The 16,269-nt window shown below is 67.6% G+C and carries 14 protein-coding genes and 1 riboswitch; of the genes, 5 read left to right on the plus strand and 9 right to left on the minus strand.

What is annotated here, in order from left to right; genetic code table 11:
• Positions 1 to 17: 17 nt before the first annotated feature.
• The gene (gene tet(V), locus FHU31_RS27735; RefSeq protein WP_263988048.1) at positions 18 to 1,280 is read left to right on the plus strand and encodes a tetracycline efflux MFS transporter Tet(V); all 1,263 of its coding nucleotides are present in this window, start codon (positions 18 to 20) and stop codon (positions 1,278 to 1,280) included.
• Positions 1,281 to 1,294: 14 nt separating this feature from the next.
• Here tet(V) and FHU31_RS27740 read toward each other — a convergent pair whose 3' ends face one another.
• The 3 genes from FHU31_RS27740 to FHU31_RS27750 all read right to left on the minus strand — a co-directional run bounded on the left by FHU31_RS27740 (position 1,295) and on the right by FHU31_RS27750 (position 3,879).
• Positions 1,295 to 1,969, minus strand: a complete 675-nt coding sequence (locus tag FHU31_RS27740; RefSeq protein WP_167164083.1) for a CPBP family intramembrane glutamic endopeptidase — start codon at positions 1,967 to 1,969, stop codon at positions 1,295 to 1,297.
• Positions 1,966 to 3,099 carry an SDR family NAD(P)-dependent oxidoreductase gene (locus FHU31_RS27745; RefSeq protein WP_234901695.1) on the minus strand — a complete coding sequence of 378 codons (1,134 nt, stop codon included), beginning with the start codon at positions 3,097 to 3,099 and terminating at the stop codon, positions 1,966 to 1,968. Before FHU31_RS27745 ends, FHU31_RS27740 begins: the two co-directional genes overlap by 4 nt.
• A 258-nt stretch (positions 3,100 to 3,357) precedes the next feature.
• Positions 3,358 to 3,879 (minus strand): gamma carbonic anhydrase family protein, encoded by a 522-nt coding sequence (locus FHU31_RS27750; protein WP_167164087.1) that lies wholly within the window; start codon positions 3,877 to 3,879, stop codon positions 3,358 to 3,360.
• A 111-nt stretch (positions 3,880 to 3,990) separates the two neighbouring features.
• Positions 3,991 to 4,081: riboswitch (glycine riboswitch) on the plus strand.
• Between the two features lie 201 nt (positions 4,082 to 4,282).
• Here FHU31_RS27750 and FHU31_RS27755 point away from each other — a divergent pair.
• Positions 4,283 to 5,668, plus strand: coding sequence for an L-serine ammonia-lyase (locus FHU31_RS27755; protein ID WP_167164090.1), 1,386 nt, complete (start codon positions 4,283 to 4,285; stop codon positions 5,666 to 5,668).
• A gap of 10 nt (positions 5,669 to 5,678) precedes the next feature.
• On the opposite strand, the gene FHU31_RS27760 is transcribed toward FHU31_RS27755, so the two are convergent.
• Entirely contained in the window at positions 5,679 to 6,635 is a 957-nt protein-coding gene (locus FHU31_RS27760) for a GlxA family transcriptional regulator (RefSeq protein ID WP_167164092.1), read from the minus strand.
• A gap of 81 nt (positions 6,636 to 6,716) precedes the next feature.
• Between FHU31_RS27760 and FHU31_RS27765 the strand changes: the two genes are divergently transcribed.
• Complete coding sequence (locus tag FHU31_RS27765) at positions 6,717 to 7,988, plus strand: MFS transporter (RefSeq protein ID WP_263988047.1); 1,272 nt, start codon at positions 6,717 to 6,719, stop codon at positions 7,986 to 7,988.
• A gap of 179 nt (positions 7,989 to 8,167) precedes the next feature.
• Positions 8,168 to 8,923, plus strand: coding sequence for a fasciclin domain-containing protein (locus FHU31_RS27770; protein WP_167164096.1), 756 nt, complete (start codon positions 8,168 to 8,170; stop codon positions 8,921 to 8,923).
• A gap of 72 nt (positions 8,924 to 8,995) precedes the next feature.
• On the opposite strand, the gene FHU31_RS27775 is transcribed toward FHU31_RS27770, so the two are convergent.
• From FHU31_RS27775 to FHU31_RS27785, 3 genes are read right to left on the minus strand one after another with little or no spacing between them, the layout of a single operon-like run.
• Complete coding sequence (locus tag FHU31_RS27775; protein ID WP_090363436.1) at positions 8,996 to 10,138, minus strand: acyl-CoA dehydrogenase family protein; 1,143 nt, start codon at positions 10,136 to 10,138, stop codon at positions 8,996 to 8,998.
• Positions 10,138 to 10,944 carry a crotonase/enoyl-CoA hydratase family protein gene (locus FHU31_RS27780; protein ID WP_167164098.1) on the minus strand — a complete coding sequence of 269 codons (807 nt, stop codon included), beginning with the start codon at positions 10,942 to 10,944 and terminating at the stop codon, positions 10,138 to 10,140. Before FHU31_RS27780 ends, FHU31_RS27775 begins: the two co-directional genes overlap by 1 nt.
• Positions 10,941 to 12,086, minus strand: a complete 1,146-nt coding sequence (locus tag FHU31_RS27785) for a thiolase family protein (RefSeq protein ID WP_167164100.1) — start codon at positions 12,084 to 12,086, stop codon at positions 10,941 to 10,943. The genes FHU31_RS27780 and FHU31_RS27785 overlap by 4 nt, the downstream gene beginning before the upstream one ends.
• A 197-nt stretch (positions 12,087 to 12,283) precedes the next feature.
• On the opposite strand from FHU31_RS27785, the gene FHU31_RS27790 reads away from it, so the two are divergent.
• Positions 12,284 to 13,081: a FadR/GntR family transcriptional regulator gene (locus tag FHU31_RS27790; RefSeq protein ID WP_167164102.1), complete on the plus strand. Its 798-nt coding sequence runs from the start codon at positions 12,284 to 12,286 to the stop codon at positions 13,079 to 13,081.
• 117 nt (positions 13,082 to 13,198) lie between these two features.
• Here FHU31_RS27790 and FHU31_RS27795 read toward each other — a convergent pair whose 3' ends face one another.
• Both FHU31_RS27795 and FHU31_RS27800 read right to left on the minus strand, forming a co-directional pair.
• Entirely contained in the window at positions 13,199 to 14,458 is a 1,260-nt protein-coding gene (locus tag FHU31_RS27795) for an amidohydrolase (RefSeq protein WP_167164104.1), read from the minus strand.
• A 10-nt stretch (positions 14,459 to 14,468) separates the two neighbouring features.
• Positions 14,469 to 16,202: a DUF3556 domain-containing protein gene (locus FHU31_RS27800; protein ID WP_167164106.1), complete on the minus strand. Its 1,734-nt coding sequence runs from the start codon at positions 16,200 to 16,202 to the stop codon at positions 14,469 to 14,471.
• Positions 16,203 to 16,269: the final 67 nt, after the last annotated feature.

Here is a 16,269-nt window from a genome sequence, read left to right on the forward strand (position 1 = left end):
CGGTCACCATCGGTGATGTGACCACGCAATTGGAGCGACCGCGCTGGCGGGTACTCGCACCGTTGCGACACCGGGAGTACCGCCTGTTGATCGGCGCCGTCGCGCTGTCCATCTTCGCCTCCGGCATGTGGACGGTGGTGATGGCGCTGCAGGTCATCGCGCTGGACAACGACCCCACCGCGCTGTCCCTGGTGGCAACCTGCTTGAGCGCAGGCTTGATCGCGTTCGTCCTGGTCGGCGGCATCGCCGCGGACCGTCTGCCGCAGCGCGCCATCATCATCGCCGTCGAATCGGTCAACACCGCCGTGGCCACGGCGGTGGCGGTACTCGGCCTCACCGGCCAGCTGCGGTTGTGGCACATGGCCGTGGGCGCCACCGCCCTCGGCGTGGGCGCCGCATTCTTCTTCCCGGCATACAGCGCCTACCTGCCGCGGCTGCTCCCGCCAGAACAACTGCTGGCCGCCAACGGAATCGAGGGCATGCTCCGGCCCACCATGCAGCAGGCCGTCGGTCCGGCGGTGGCCGGCATGCTGATCGGCGCCACCTTCCCGTCGCTGGGTGCCGTGGCCGTCGCCATTCTCTACGGCACCGGCTTGATCCTGCTCATCGCGACCAGGCCGGTGGCCCAAGCAGTTCCGGCCGAACGTCCGAGCACGCATCCGCTGGCCGATCTCCGGGACGGCTTCCGGTTCATGGTGCGCACCCCGTGGCTGCTCGCGACCTTGCTGTTCGCGAGCGGTTTCGTCCTGCTCATCATCGGTCCACTGGAAGTGCTGCTGCCGTTCATCACGAATGCGCGCTTCGCACACGGTGAGCGGATCTTCGGTTTCGTGCTGGCAGCGTTCGGCCTCGGCGGGGCGGTCGGTGCGATCGCGATCTCGTCGGTGCGCCTGCCGCGGCGCTATCTCACGGTCATGGTGATGTGCTGGGGACTGGGCAATCTGCCGCTGGTCGCGATCGGCTACACGGCGTCGTTCGCGGTGATGGCGGCGGCCGCCTTCGTGGTGGGCATGACCAGCACCGCGGCCACCGTCATCTGGGGGACGCTGCTCCAGCGCAGGGTTCCCCCGGCGATGCTGGGCCGGGTTTCCAGCCTGGACTTCTTCGTCTCGCTGGTCTTCATGCCGGTGTCGATGGCCGTGGCCGGGCCGCTGTCCAAAGTGTTCGCGGTGCAGACCATCTTCCTGGCGGCCGGCACCATTCCGGCGGTGCTGGGTCTGATCGCCTGGCTGGCAGCCCGGATGCCGCGCGACGAGGTGGCGCATCCGCTGAATTCCTGATGTGACCGCGCCGGTCAGAGACCGAAGATCGGCGGCAGGGCCAGCACCATCACCAGACCCCAGAAGAAATGGGTGAGCATGGGCGCCAGCACCCCGCCGGTCGCGCGGCGCAACAGCGCACAGACGGTGCCGAGCAGGATCGCGGCGAACCCGAGCATCGGGTTGCCCGCCGCCATCACCACGCCGAAATAGATCGCCGTCGACACCGGGACGGGCCGGCGGCCGCCGAGCGCGCTGTACAGCGCGCCACGGAAGAACAGCTCCTCGGCCAAGCCGTTGACCACGGTGATGAAAACGACCAGCGCAAGTGCACCCTGATCGGCGAATTGCAGGACGGCGGTGACATATTCGCGCACCGGTGGGATGAGCCGCGCGATCAGGCCGCCGATGACGAACACCGCGCCCAGCCCGATTCCCACCCCGATTCCGAGCAGGACGGGCCGGCGCGCACTGCCGGGCAGCCGGCCCAGGTGCAATGGCCCGGACAGGACGGCCCCCGCCGACCAGACCACGGCCATGATGAGGGTGAAGACATAGAAGGAGCTGTCCCCCGGGTGCCTGCTCAGCGAGTACGCCTGCAGCGCCGCCCCCATCACCAACACCGCGACGACGGTGATCCGTCTGCGCAACACCACTTTTCGGGCTTCCTCGACGGCAGGCGCAGCGGCGCGCCACGGTGGCGGGATCATCGGCGATGCCCCCGCGGGATCAGCTCGGCCAGAATATCGATCCCGGTACGCAGCGTGGCGGTGGCCGGACCGGGTAACAGCGCGAGCAGCGCGAGCGCGGGCCGGGCGATCGAAGGGGTGAGCTGACGGATGCGCGACATGTCGCCGCCGGCCCAGGACGGGTCGGTATCGGCGAGGTGGTGCGGATCGGCCAGATCGGTGACCGGGACCCGCTCGGGCGTATGCAGCGAGCGGGTGATCGCCGTGTTCACCGTCAGCAGACCGCCGGCCGGGGCGGGCACCAGATTACGTAACCCCTCCCCCGCCGCGGTCATCGGGTGATCCAGTGACGCAGTCAAATCGGCGGTGAGCGCACCGGGAACCGGAAGCGCCACAGCGGACACCTTCGACGCCACCACGGTCGGCACGCCCGGCGCGGGCACGGTCCACTGCCGTATTCCGGACAGCCGGGCGTAGGCCGCCAGCAGATCCCGGTAGCTGGTCGTCTGCGGTCCACTGATGTCGTACGCCCCGGCGGGCACCAACTCGCTGTCCACGGCGGCCATGAGGTAGTGCAGCACATCGCGGATGGAAATGGGGTCGATGGGGTTGGACAGCCAGGACGGTTGCGGCAGCACCGGGAAGCGTTCGGCGACATAGCGCAGGATCTCGAACGACGTCGACCCCGCACCGATGATCAGCGCCGCACCGAGCCACACCAGTTCGGCACCGCCGGCAACCGCGAGCGCCTGAGCCACTTCGGCTCGGCCGGCCAGATGTTCGGACAACACGTCGTCGGCGGGCACGAAACCGCCGAGGTAGATGATGCGGCCGACGCCCGCCTCGGCAGCGGCCAGCGCAAACCGGCGGGCGCCCTCGTTGTCGGTGGTCCTGAAGTCCGTCTCACCGATCCCGTGCACCAGGTAGTAGACGGCATCCACATGTCCGCACCGCGCGAAAAGCGTTGCCACCGAATCGGGGTCGTTCGCATCCAGGGATACCGCCGTGACATCGCGATACCACCCGAAAGCGGTCAGACGCTCCGGCGTCCGGCTGGTCACCACCACGTCGTGGCCCGCCGAGAGCAGTTCGGCGACCAGTCGTGATCCGATATATCCCGTAGCCCCGGTGACGAGGACGCGCGCGGTCATCCGCATCCCACGCATGCGTTCGACATCATCACCGAAGCCTCCTGACCACCGCTAGTCCTATCACTGCACGCGGTGGTCCATACCCTGATCGACAGGGTGCTACACGCCAGGGAGTTGCTCGTCACACCAGGCGGACGACAGGGCGTGCCCGCTGATCCGGACGCCCGTGTGGGCCGCCCTTCACACCCCACCGTCGCGGGAACGTACCGCCTTCGAGGGAAACCTCAGTGGGAAGCGTTGTCGGCGTTCGCCTTCGGGTCAACCCTGCCCGCGGTGCAGGTCGATGAGCCCCTGATAAGACTCGGCGTTGAACCGATTGCCGGCGACCTCCTCATCGCCGAGGCTGCGGCGCACCTTCCCCGGCACGCCCGCGACCAGCGACCGTGGCGGAATCACCGCCCCCTGGGGCACCACCGCGCCGGCCGCCACCAGCGACCCCGCACCCACGACCGCCCCGTTCAGCACGATGGCGCCCATCCCGACGAGCACGTCGTCCTCGACGGTGCAGCCGTGCAGCACCGCATTGTGGCCGACCGTGACACCCGCGCCGACGTGCACCGGGAAACCCGGATCGACGTGGACGGTCACACCGTCTTGGATGTTGCTGCCCTCGCCGATCTCGATGGGCTCGAACTCGGCGCGCAAGGTGGCGTTGTACCAGACACTCACGCGGGCGGCCAGCGTCACCGGGCCGATCAAGGTGGCGTTGGGCGCCACCCAGGACTCGGCGTGCAGCTGCGGGGCACGCCCGCGAATAGGAATGATCAGCGCTTCAGGCATGGGCGTCATCGTAATCAGAGTTCCCGCACGAGCGCGGCAGGAGTCCGATCTCGGCGTGACATCCGACGCGTGAGTGGGTAGATTCTCTGCTCACCACAATCGAATAGCCGTCGACACGTTGTGGGAGAACCTCGTTCACGAGGCGCCGTAGGAGCAATATCCTCCCCGGGAATCTCTCAGGCACCAGTACCGCAGCGTCGAGGCAACTCTGGAGACAAGGCGTCACCTCATGGGAACGGCCTTACCGAAGGTGTAGAGGATCCGCGGGACGACGCGGAACCGCAGACTCTCAGGTTTCAGGACAGAGTGGGGAGGGCGCCACCGGCCCGGTTTGGCTCCGGGCTCAGCCGAGATGGAGTCGCCCGTTGTCCGTTACACCCACCGACCGCAGCCGGTAATTGCCATGGTGGTCAGCGCATTCGAATTGTTCTCCGTTGGTATCGGCCCGTCGAGTTCGCACACCGTCGGCCCGATGCGTGCCGCCGCCCGGTTCGTCGAAACCCTGCGCGCCGGCGACCGGTTGCGCGACCTCACCCGGATCAGCGTGGAGTTGTACGGCTCCCTGGCGGCCACCGGCGCCGGCCACGGCACCCAATCGGCGATTCTGCTCGGGCTCGAAGGCTGCCGGCCCGAAGACGTCACCACCGAGGATAAGGAACGCCGTCTCGCCGAGATCGCCGCCACCGGCACCACGCGGATCGGCGGGGACACGCCGGTGCCCCTGACCGAGGGCGCGATGATTCTGCGCGCCTCGACGGTCCTGCCGCGCCATCCCAACGCAATGACGTTGAGTGCCTTCAATTCCCGCGGCGAGGTGCTGTCCACCCAGACCTATTACTCCATCGGAGGCGGGTTCGTCGTCACCGAGGACTGCCCCGATGCCGGCACGGACCACCACTGCGCCACCCCGTTGCCGTACGCCTCGGGTCGCGAACTGCTCGAACTCTGTGCACACAAGGGACTCACCATCAGCGAGGTCGCCATGAGCAACGAACAGTGTTGCCGCTCCGCGGGGGAGGTCCGGACGAGCCTGCTGCACCTGCGCGATGTCATGGTCGAGAGTGCACGCAACGGCATCGCCCGCGACGGCGTACTGCCCGGAGTTCTAGAGGTGCGGCGGCGGGCCAAGGCCTGGTACCACAGTCTCAGCGCCGAAGATCCAGAGCGCACAGCCGAATTCGCCGAAGACTGGGTGAATCTGATCGCGCTGGCGGTCAACGAGGAGAACGCTTCCGGCGGCCGCATCGTCACGGCTCCGACCAACGGAGCTGCCGGCATCATCCCCGCCGTGCTGCACTACGCCACCCATTACACCCGCGCCGGGACGGCTGACCCGGACGACACCGCGGTACGGTTCCTGCTCACCGCGGCTGCCATCGGATCGCTGTTCAAGGAGCGCGCGTCGATCTCCGGCGCCGAGGTCGGGTGCCAGGGCGAGGTCGGGTCGGCGGCAGCCATGGCCGCTGCGGGACTGGCCGAGATCCTCGGCGGCACCACGCACCAGGTGGAGAACGCGGCCGAGATCGCCATGGAACACAGCCTCGGACTGACCTGCGATCCGATCGCCGGGCTGGTTCAGATCCCCTGCATCGAACGCAATGCCATCTCGGCGGGCAAGGCGATCAACGCCGCCCGGATGGCGTTGCGCGGCGACGGCAGCCACCGGGTCAGCCTCGATCAGGTCATCGAGACCATGCGCACCACCGGCGCGGATATGCACGCCAAGTACAAGGAGACCTCGACCGGCGGGCTGGCCATCAACGTGGGGGTCAACGTCGTCGAATGCTGAGGCACCGCATTCAGGCGCCCTGGTACACCTTGCGGTAGCTCGACGGGGACATCCCCATCCCGCGGCGCAGATGGTGACGCAGGTTGCCGCCGGTGCCCAGCCCCGACAGCCGGGCCACCTCGTCGACCGGAATATCCCTGGACTCCAGCAGTTCCCGGGCCCGATCGATACGGCGCTGCCGGATCCAGCTGCCCGGCGCCTCGCCGGTCTCCGCACGGAACCGGCGGTTGAACGTCCGCAGGCTCATATGGGCATGCTCGGCCAGGGTGTGCACGGTGAGTTCTTCGGTGAGGTGCGCCAGCGCCCAGGCCCGGGTGGCCGCCGTGGCGGCGTGGTCCCCCGCCGGCACCTGCCTGTCGATGAACTGCGCTTGGCCGCCTTCCCGCCACGGTGGCACCACGCAGTGGCGGGCGACCGCGGTGGCCACCTGCACACCGTGATCACACCGAATGATGTGCAGGCACAAGTCGATTCCCGCGGCCAGCCCGGCCGAGGTGAGCACGTCACCGTCATCGACGAACAGCACGTTCTCGTCCACCCGGACTGCCGGGTAGAGCTCACGCAGGGTGTCGGCGTACTTCCAGTGGGTCGTCACGGTCCGGCCGTCCAGCCGGCCCACCGCGGCCAGCACGAACGCGCCGGTGCAGATCGACACCACGCGGGCGCCGGGCCGGATCCGAGCGAACGCGGCGGCCACGGCGTCCTCGACGCCGCGGCCGGTTCGCGCCGGCGGGTAACGCGTGCCGGGGATGACGACGGTGTCGGCGGTGTCCAGCGCCTCCGGGCCGGCGGTGGGCACGATCGCGAAGCCGTTGGTCGACGCGACGGGCCCCGGTTCGACGGCACACGTCGTCACCTCGTACAGGGGCTCACCGTCGCCGCCCGCCGCCGTCCCGAACAGGGTCGGCGCGATGGTGGCGTCGAAACCCACCACGGGCGCCAACAGCAGGACGGCGACACGATGCATCACGCCAGTCTGGCATGTTTTTGATGGATCATGTCGTTTGTGCCACTAGGCGGGCGGCCCGAATTCCGCGACAGTGAGCCGGTGACACTTCTCGGTACGCGAACACGCCTGCATTGGGCCTGGGTGGTCGCCGCGGTCAGTTTCGTCGCGATCCTCGGCGCGGCGGCCTTCCGGTCGGTGCCCGGGGTGATGATGAACCCGCTGCATCACGAATTCGGCTGGAGTCACGGCACGGTCGGTGCGGCGATGGCGGTCAACATGACGCTCTACGGTCTCACCGCCCCGTTCGCCGCGGCCCTGATGGACCGCTTCGGCGTGCGCCCGGTGCTCACCGGGGCCCTCACCTTGATCGCGGCCGGCTCGGCGCTCAGCGTGCTCATGACGGCCAGCTGGCAGTTGGTGCTGTTGTGGGGCGTGCTCGTCGGGTTGGGCACCGGCGCCATCTCGATGGGTTTCGTCGCGACCATCGCCACGCGCTGGTTCGAGGCTCGGCGCGGACTGGTCACCGGTGTGCTGACAGCGGCCAGCGCCACCGGTCAGCTCGTATTCCTGCCGGTGGTGGCCGCGGTGACCACCCACCACGGCTGGCGCTGGGCGTCGCTCATCGTCGCCGCGGCCGCGATCGCGGTGGTACCGCTGGTCGCGGTGTTCATGCGTAACTACCCCCAGGACCTGGGGCTGACGGCCTATGGCGCCGACCCCTTTGATTCCGGTGCACGCAAACCCGAGGTGCTCCCCACCGGCACGTTCGCCGCGGCGTTCGAGGGGCTGCGGATCGGGCTGCGCTCCCGGGCGTTCTGGCTGCTCGCCGCCAGCTTCGCGATCTGCGGGATGACCACCAACGGCCTGATCGGCACCCATTTCATCCCGGCCGCCAACGATCACGGCATGCCCACGACGGTGGCCGCGGGCCTGCTGGCGACCATCGGCGTGCTCGACGTGTTGGGCACCGTGTTCTCCGGCTGGCTCACCGACCGGGTCGACCCCCGGCTGCTACTGGTCGTCTACTACACCGGGCGCGGGTTGTCGCTGGTACTGCTGCCGTCGCTGCTGTCCCCCCACGCCGAACCGAGCACCTGGGTGTTCGTCATCTTCTACGGGCTGGACTGGGTGGCCACCGTGCCGCCGACGATCGTGCTCTGCCGGGAGTACTTCGGTGCCCGCACCCCCGTGGTGTTCGGCTGGGTGTTCGCGTCCCATCAATTGGGCGCGGCCGTCGCGGCGGCCGGCGCCGGGTGGATCCGGGACCTGCAGGGCACCTATGACCTGGCGTTTTATCTCGCAGCCGGGTTGTGCCTCATCGCCGCAGGACTTTGCGGGGCGGTCCGCCGCACCCGAATCGACCAGCACTGAGCTGTCTTCGTTTTTGTTCCTCCAGCCGGGACGAATAGCATGCAAACGGCGCCGCGGGGACGCCGAGGCTTGGATGGATCGGTTAGCTGATGACGCACGCCCCGTGCGTACCACGTCCCCGCCCATCCTCGCCGCCCAGCTTCACGCATCCGAACCAGGCACGAGATGGAGGAACTCACGTGCAAGCACGCACAGGCAAACTCATCGGTGGTGTCGTCGCATCCGCGGCGATCGCCCTGTCCGCCGCGGTGACGGCGCATGCCGACACGACCACCCCGACGGCTCCGATTCCCACTCCGCAGGGACCCGCCTGCGACGCGGGCATCAAGTCCGTCACCTCAGGCCCCGGCTCGCTGGAAAGCCTGGCCAAGGAGGGGTCGTCCGCTGCGCTGGCGGCGATCCCGGAGATCTCCACCTTCAGTCAGGCCGTCTCCGGACAGCTGAATCCCGCCGTGAACGTCGCCAGCGTGCTGGACAACGGTCCGTACGTGGTGTTCGCACCGAGCAACGACGCGTTCGCCAAGCTGGATCCGGCCGAGCTGGAGGCGATCAAGGCCGATCCCGCGAAGCTGACGGCGCTGGTGTATTACCACATGGTCCTGGGCATCCTGGGCCCCGACGACATCCACGGCACCATGTACACCCAGCAGGGCAAGCCCGTCGTGGTCAAGGGCAAGGGCGGCGATATCACCGTCAACGACGCCAAGGTCACCTGCGGTGGCATCAAGGCCGAGAACATGCGGGTCTACATCCTCGACACTGTGCTGGACCCGGCTCAGGCCCCCGAGGTCGTGACCGCCACCCCGACGTCGACCTCGTCGACGGAGACCACGTCCGCCACCGAGACCAGCACGACGACCACCGCGACGTCCGCGCCGGCGGCCGAGACCCCGGTCACGACCACGACGACCACCACCGTGGCACCGCCGCGGTAACCCGTCGTCGCAGCGACGAACAGCGGCGCCCACCGGTGACGGTGGGCGCCGCTTCTCGTTGTCCGGACAGGCTTACAAGCCCAGGTCCCGGCCGATGATCTCTTTCATGATCTCGGTGGTGCCGCCGTAGATCGTCTGGATGCGGACATCGACGTAATCCTTGGCCACCCGGTACTCGTTCATATAGCCGTAGCCGCCGTGCAGCTGCAGGCACTGATCGACGACCTTCTTACCGAGCTCGGTACACCACCACTTGGCCTTGGACGCCTGGACCGCGGTGAGTTCCTTGTCGACGACGGCCCGCAGGCACCGGTCGACGTACTGCTCGGCGATATCGAGTTCGGTGTCCAGCTCGGCCATCACGAAGCGGCTGTTCTGGAAGCTGCCGATGGGCTGACCGAAAGCCTTGCGATCCTTGATGTACTGCAGCGTCTCGTTGAAGGTGGCCCGCGCGCCGGCAACACCGGCGATGGCGATCGAAAGCCGTTCCGAGGGAAGGTTTTCCATCAGGTGATAGAAGCCCTTACCTTCGACACCCAGCAAGTTGGTGGCCGGGACACGGACGTCCTCGAAGTTCAGCTCGGCGGTGTCGGCGGCATGCTGACCGATCTTGTCGAGCTTGCGGCCCCGGGTGAAGCCCGGCATGTCCCGTTCGACCACCAGCAGTGAGAAGCCCTTGTGCCCGGCCTCCGGGTCGGTCCGGGCCACCACGATGACCAGGTCGGAATTGATACCCGCGGAGATGAACGTCTTGGAGCCGTTGATGATCCAGTCGTCACCGTCGCGGACGGCCGTGGTGCGAATGCCCGCCAGGTCGCTGCCCGCGCCTGGCTCACTCATGGCGATGGCACCGATCAGCTCGCCGCTGGCGAAGCCGGGCATCCAGCGCTTCAGTTGCTCTTCGGTGGCCAGGTTGGTGAAGTACGGACCGACGATGTCGTTCTGCAGGGTCAGGCTCGGGCAGGCCAGACCGAACTTGGAGAACTCTTCGACGATGACAGCGTTGAACCGGAAGTCGTCGACACCACCGCCGCCGTACTCCTCGGGCATGTTGAACCCGATCAGTCCGTAATTGCCTGCGGCCACATAAGCTTCGCGGTCGACCAGGCGGTTGGCCTCCCACTTCTCGACGTTGGGCAGGCACTCCTTTTCCAGGAACTGCTTGGCGGTCTCCCGGAACTGCTCGTGTTCGGTTTCGAAAACCAGCCTCTTCATTACTTCGCTTTCCAGACGGGTTCGCGCTTCTGCGCGAAGGCGAGTGGACCCTCTTGTGCGTCCTCGGTCTTGAGCAGGGTGGCGAACTCGCCGAAGGTCTGCTTCCAGAACGGCTCATCGGCGGCTACCACACCGTCGACGGCGCCGTAGGACACCCGCTTGCTGGCCCGAACGGCCAACGGCGCGTTGACCGCAATGCGTTCGGCCAGTTCGAGAGCGGCCTCCACGACGGTGCCGTCCGGCACCACCTTGTTGATCAGGCCCCACTTCAGCGCATCCGCCGAGGACAGCGGCTCGCCGGTGTACACCAGCTCCAACGCCAGCTTCTGCGGCAGCTGCGCCACGATGCGGAACACGCCGCCGGCGCCGGCGATCAGGCCGCGTTTCACCTCGGGCAGACCGAATTTCGCGCGTTCCTCGGCGACCACCAGATCGCTGGCCAGGGCCAGTTCGGTGCCCCCGCCCAGGGCGGTGCCGTTGACCGCGGCGATGGTCGGCTTGTCGATGAAATGCCGCACGTAGCCGGCGAAACCCCACTCCGGGTGATCGGGGTGGAACAGGTTCTCCCCGCGCGAGATGGCCTTGAGGTCCGCGCCGGCACAGAACGACTTGTCGCCCGCACCGGTGAGGATGACCACCCGCACCTCGGGATCGTCCTGCGCGGCCTGCAGCGCGTCGCCGACGCCGACGGACACCGAGGCGTTAATCGCGTTGCGCGCCTCGGGCCGGTTGATCGTGATGATCAGGACGTTGCCCCGACGTTCTGTGAGCGCCCCCGAAGCGCTGCCCGGCTGCTCGTCGCTCACAGCAGTTCCAGGATGGTCGCGTTGGCCTGGCCGCCGCCTTCGCACATGGTCTGCAGTCCGTACTGAATGTTGTTGTCCCGCATGTGGTAAAGCAGCGTCGTCAGGATGCGCGCACCGGATCCGCCGAGCGGGTGGCCGAGCGCGATGGCGCCGCCGTTGGGGTTGAGCTTGTTCTCGTCGGCGCCGATTTCCTTCAGCCATGCCATCGGCACGGGCGCGAACGCCTCGTTGACCTCGAACGCGCCGATCTGGTCCACGCTCAGGCCGGACTTGGCCAGCGCCTTCTGGGTGGCCGGGATGGGCGCGGTCAGCATGATGACCGGGTCCGCGCCGGCGAGCACCGCGGTGTGCACCTTGGCAATCGGCTTGAGGCCCAGCTCTTTTGCCTTCTCAGCCGAGGTGACCAACAGGGCGGCCGAACCGTCGGAGATCTGGCTGGAGTTACCGGCGTGGATCACACCGTCCTCCTTGAAGGCGGGCTTGATGGCGGCCATGGACTCCATGGTGCCGCCACGGCGGATGCCACCGTCTTCCAGCACCACGTTGCCGTCTTGGTCCTTGATACCCACAATCTGATCCTTGAAAGCACCGGAATCCTGTGCGGCGGCAGCCTTCTCATGCGAGCGCAGGGAGAACTCGTCGAGCTGGGCACGGGAGAATCCCCACTGCGCGGCGACCATCTCCGCGCCGACGCCCTGGTTCGGGGTCTGCTCGTAGCGCGCGCGGAACGCCTCCGGGTAGGGGTGCCCGCCGTTGGCCAGCGAGGAGCCCATCGGGGTGCGCGACATCGCCTCGACACCGCCGGCGACGACGACATCGTAGTGGCCGGCCACCACGCCGGCGACGGCGAAGTGCAGCGACTGCTGGCTGGAGCCGCACTGGCGGTCCACCGTGACACCGGGAACGGTTTCGGGCCAACCGGCGGTCAAGACGGCGGTGCGGGCGATATCGAGCGCCTGCTCCCCGGCCTGCATGACGCAACCCCAGATGACATCGTCGACCAGCGCGGGGTCGATGCCGGCGCGCTGTACCAGGCCGTTGAGAACCTGGGCCGACAGTTCGGACGGGTGCACACCGGACAGCGCTCCGTTGCGCCTGCCGACCGGTGCTCGAACTGCCTCGACGATGACGGCTTCAGCCATGAACTTCTCCTTCGAAGGTGTGTTGGCGTTTGCAAAAGTCGCATGGGGGTGGACTTAAAATGCAACCTAGATCAGAAGGTTTACTAGGTCAACCTACTGGTTGGTAGACCTGAGATCGCCCACCTGCTGTCGCAGACATGGTTTACTGAGTTCACTAGCTGGCGGCAGGCCGGTTCACGTATGCGTAGGAGGCTCCGGTGGCGCAGTCCACCCCGTTATCGCCGATGATCGGCCCCAATGCCGTTCCATCGTCGAGCGGCGGCCCCATCCGCAGCCCGAAGACCGCCGAACTCGTCGCCGGCACGCTACGTCGCATGGTGGTGGACGGGCAGCTCAAAGAGGGTGACTTCCTGCCGAACGAGGCCGAGTTGATGGCCCATTTCGGGGTGAGTCGCCCCACCCTGCGCGAAGCGGTGCGAGTACTGGAGTCCGAACGACTCGTCGAGGTGCGCCGCGGGTCGCGCACCGGCGCCCGGGTGCGGGTGCCCGGGCCGGAGATCGTGGCCCGCCCTGCCGGGCTGCTGCTGGAGTTGTCCGGCGCGACCATCGCCGATGTGATGACCGCCCGTGCGGCCGTCGAGCCGATGGCGGTGCGGCTGCTCACCGAGGCCGCCGATACCGCGGCTTTCGACGAGCTGGAGACGATGCTCACCGACCACGTGCCGTCCGGGCGCGAGACCGGCCGGATGGCCGAAACCACCGGCGACTTCCACCGCCGCGTCGTGGAGCTGTCCGGTAATGCGACGCTGACCATCATCGCCGGCATGCTGCACGAGATCACGGTGCGTCACACCGCGTTCGCGATGAAGGAAAACCGTCCACTGTCCAAATCGGACTACGAGCTGTTGATGCGGTCCTACCGACGACTCATGACGCTGATGCGTTCCGGTGACGGTGCGGCCGCCGAGGCGCACTGGCGCAAGCACCTGGACACCGCACGCGATCTGCTGCTGAAGGGGATGGAGACCGTCAAGGTCCGCGACGTCATGGGGTGAGGAGCCTGCGGATCACCCCCGACGTCATGGGGTGAGGAGCCTGCGGATCACCCCCGACGTCATGGGGTGAGGAGCCTGCGGATCACCCCCGACGTCATGGGGTGAGGAGCCTGCGGATCACCCCCGACCAGATGGGTTAGGCGTTCCAGGGCGGTCAGCCAGCCACGCGCGCGCCGCGACGGTCAGGGCCTCGACCCCGGTCGCCAGCGTCGGCTCCAGCACCGGTGCGAACTCCGGCGAGTGGTTCGTCGGCGGCAGCTCTCCCTTGGCGAAAGCGTCGGTGAAGGTCTGCATGGCCACACCGCCCCAGAACCAGAACACCGTCGGCACCCCGAGGGCGTTGCCGAACACCCCGACGTCCTCACTGGCCGACAACGGCGGCAGCGGCCACACCTTGTCCGGCCCGAAATGCGTGCGCAGGACGTCCACCGTCTTCTCGGTCGCGGCGGGATCGCTGATCAGCACCGGCGCGCTGACCGTCCAGTGCACGTCCGGCTCGCGCGGGGCGGCGGCGGCCGCCGTCTCGGCCCGCACGATCCGCTCGATCGCCGCCTGGACCGCCGCCCGGCGCTCCGGTGAGTACGTCCGGATGCTGATCCCGAGTTCGGCGGTGTCGGGGATGATGTTCTCTTTGGTTCCGGCGTGCAGGCGTCCCACCGTCACCACCGCCTGCTCGTGCGACGGCACTTCCCGGGCCACGATGGTCTGCAGCCGCAGCACCACCGCGGCGGCCATCACCACGGGGTCGACCGTGTGCTCCGGCGTCGACCCGTGTCCGCCACGGCCGTAGAGCGTCACCTCCGCCGCATCGTTACCCGCCATGATCGCTCCGGTCCCGAAACCGATGACGCCCGCGGGCAGCGGGCCGACGTGCTGACCGAGCACGACCGAAGGCTTGGGAAATCGCTCGAACAGCCCGTCGTCGAGCATGGCGCGCGCACCGCTGACCAGCTCCTCGGCCGGCTGGAACACGGCGAGCACGGTTCCGGACCACTGCTTGCGGGTGCCCGCCAGCGTCTGTACCGCACCGACCAGGGCCGCGGTGTGCATATCGTGTCCGCAGGCGTGGGCCACCGGTACCTGGCCACCACTGCCGTCCGGCACGGTTTTGCTACTGGCATAAGGCAATCCGGTGTTCTCCCGGACCGGAAGCGCGTCCATATCGGCGCGCAGCATGACCACCGGTCCGTCGCCGTTGCGCAGCACCGCCACCACGCCGGTACCCCCGACGCCCGCGGTGATCTCCGCGCCGACACCGGTGAGCGCGGTGACCACCCGCTGCGCGGTGGCATGTTCCTGACCCGACAGTTCGGGGTCGCGGTGCAACGCGCGGTACAGGTCGGCCAGCTCGTCGAGCAGTGGGGTGTCGATCGCCATACCGACAGTTCTATCTGTTCGCCGGGGGCGCCACGCCGTAGACGGGCACGTCGTCGTCCCACGGTTGGCGGACCACCATGTCGGCGACCTTCACGTAGCCGGACTCGAATTCCCCGGTGGCGGCGTCGACGAGGCGGTAGCGCTGCGTCTGGTGGTGGATGGGCTGTGCGTCGAGCATGACGATGCGCACCTCGCCGGGCTCGAAGTGACAGCGTGCCTGTAGCGCGGCCACCAGTTGTTCGTTGCTCATGTGGCCGTCGCCGAAGTTCCAGCCGATGGCGGTGCTCACGATGCGCTCGCCATCGGTCAGGGTGTAGTCGTCCTCGTTGTGACCGGCCATCGCGCGGTGCGCCAGGGTGAACAACGCACGGCCGTGGGTGTTGAACGAGCGGAACGCGTATCCCATGTAGAGCGGGATCTGGGCGGCCTCCTTGCTGCCGTAGAACTTCTCCAGCTGGGCGGCGGGCATGCTGGCGATGGCGACGACGCCCTTGGCGATCTTCTCGTCGGCCGACGGTGTGATGCACCACAGCGAGGTGTCCCAGTTGCCGGCGTAGTAGCGCATACCGGGCAGGAACGACACCTTGCGGGGAAACATGTTGCCCACGGCCACGGTGCCGGCCACCACCACGAAAAGCACGATGGGCCATGGACTTTGCAGGTCACCGAGCCCGACGCCGGCGTGCCCGACGAACAGCGTGAGCACCGAGAACATCATGAAGACGTTCCACTCCAGCGGCACACCCATCGGGATCGAGCTCAGGATGCCGAAGTGGAAGCACAGCATGACGAATGCGGCGATGTAGGTGGGCCAACCGCCGTGCGAGAAGAACAGCACCAGCGGCACCAGGCCTTCGATGGCAGTGGAGAAATGCGCAAGGAACCGGGACGGCCGCCCCGGGCGTAGGTCGTCGGGGAAGCGTTCGAAGAACATCCGTTTGATCCAGCGCGGCCGAAACACCGGGTTGTTGCTCATCATCGTGGAGATGACGAACGGGAAGTGCTTGTTGAGTTTTGAGGTCGCCGCACCCAGCCAGATGACCAGGCACACCAGTTTGGCGGCGATGACGATATCGGCGCCCACGAACAGGAAGCACACCGCCAGCGAGCCGTACACCTCGCCGCGGGCGGCCAGGAAGATCACCTTGTCGCGCAGGCCGGCCAGCGCGAGCAGGCCGACGACGGTCGCGGTCTGCCAGACCGGGAGCACCCCGACGGTCGAGCCGAGCGCGGGGATCGGCCCGGTGCCGTCGCTGAAGATCGCGATGAGCAACACCACCAACAGTGCCCCGTAGAGAACGACGTCGATCGGCGTGCGGGTGTCACCGGCGGTCAGCGGGACCCGTCCTGGCCACGGCGGCAGGCGAATCGTCTTGGGCCGCAGCCAGTACAGCACCGAACCCATGGGCGGGAAGAAGCGGTTGTTCAGCGGCCCGAAGCCACAGCCCAGACCGACCACCTCGAACAGCATCGTGTAGAAGACGACCTTCTGGTACACGATGGGCTCGGTGTACCAGTGCGCGACATCGGTGAATCCGCTGATCCCGGTGGTGGTCAGGACCACCAGCCAGCCGCCCAGGATGTAGAGCAGGATCTTGACGACGTAGAACAGATGCAGGGCCACCGGGGTGCCGAAACCGACTTCGGCCCAGTGCCGGGCCATCGGGATGATCTTCTCCGAGCGGGTGCCCTTACTCCAGGTCTCGAAGTCGATCTGCGGCGTTTCCTGTTTCAAGAAGCCCATGCCAGACAGACTAGAACGTGTTCTAAATCGAGGGAATCACTTCGCCCAGAACGGCGAAGCACAGGTC

The organism is Mycolicibacterium fluoranthenivorans, assembly GCF_011758805.1.
GTDB lineage: Bacteria > Actinomycetota > Actinomycetes > Mycobacteriales > Mycobacteriaceae > Mycobacterium > Mycobacterium fluoranthenivorans.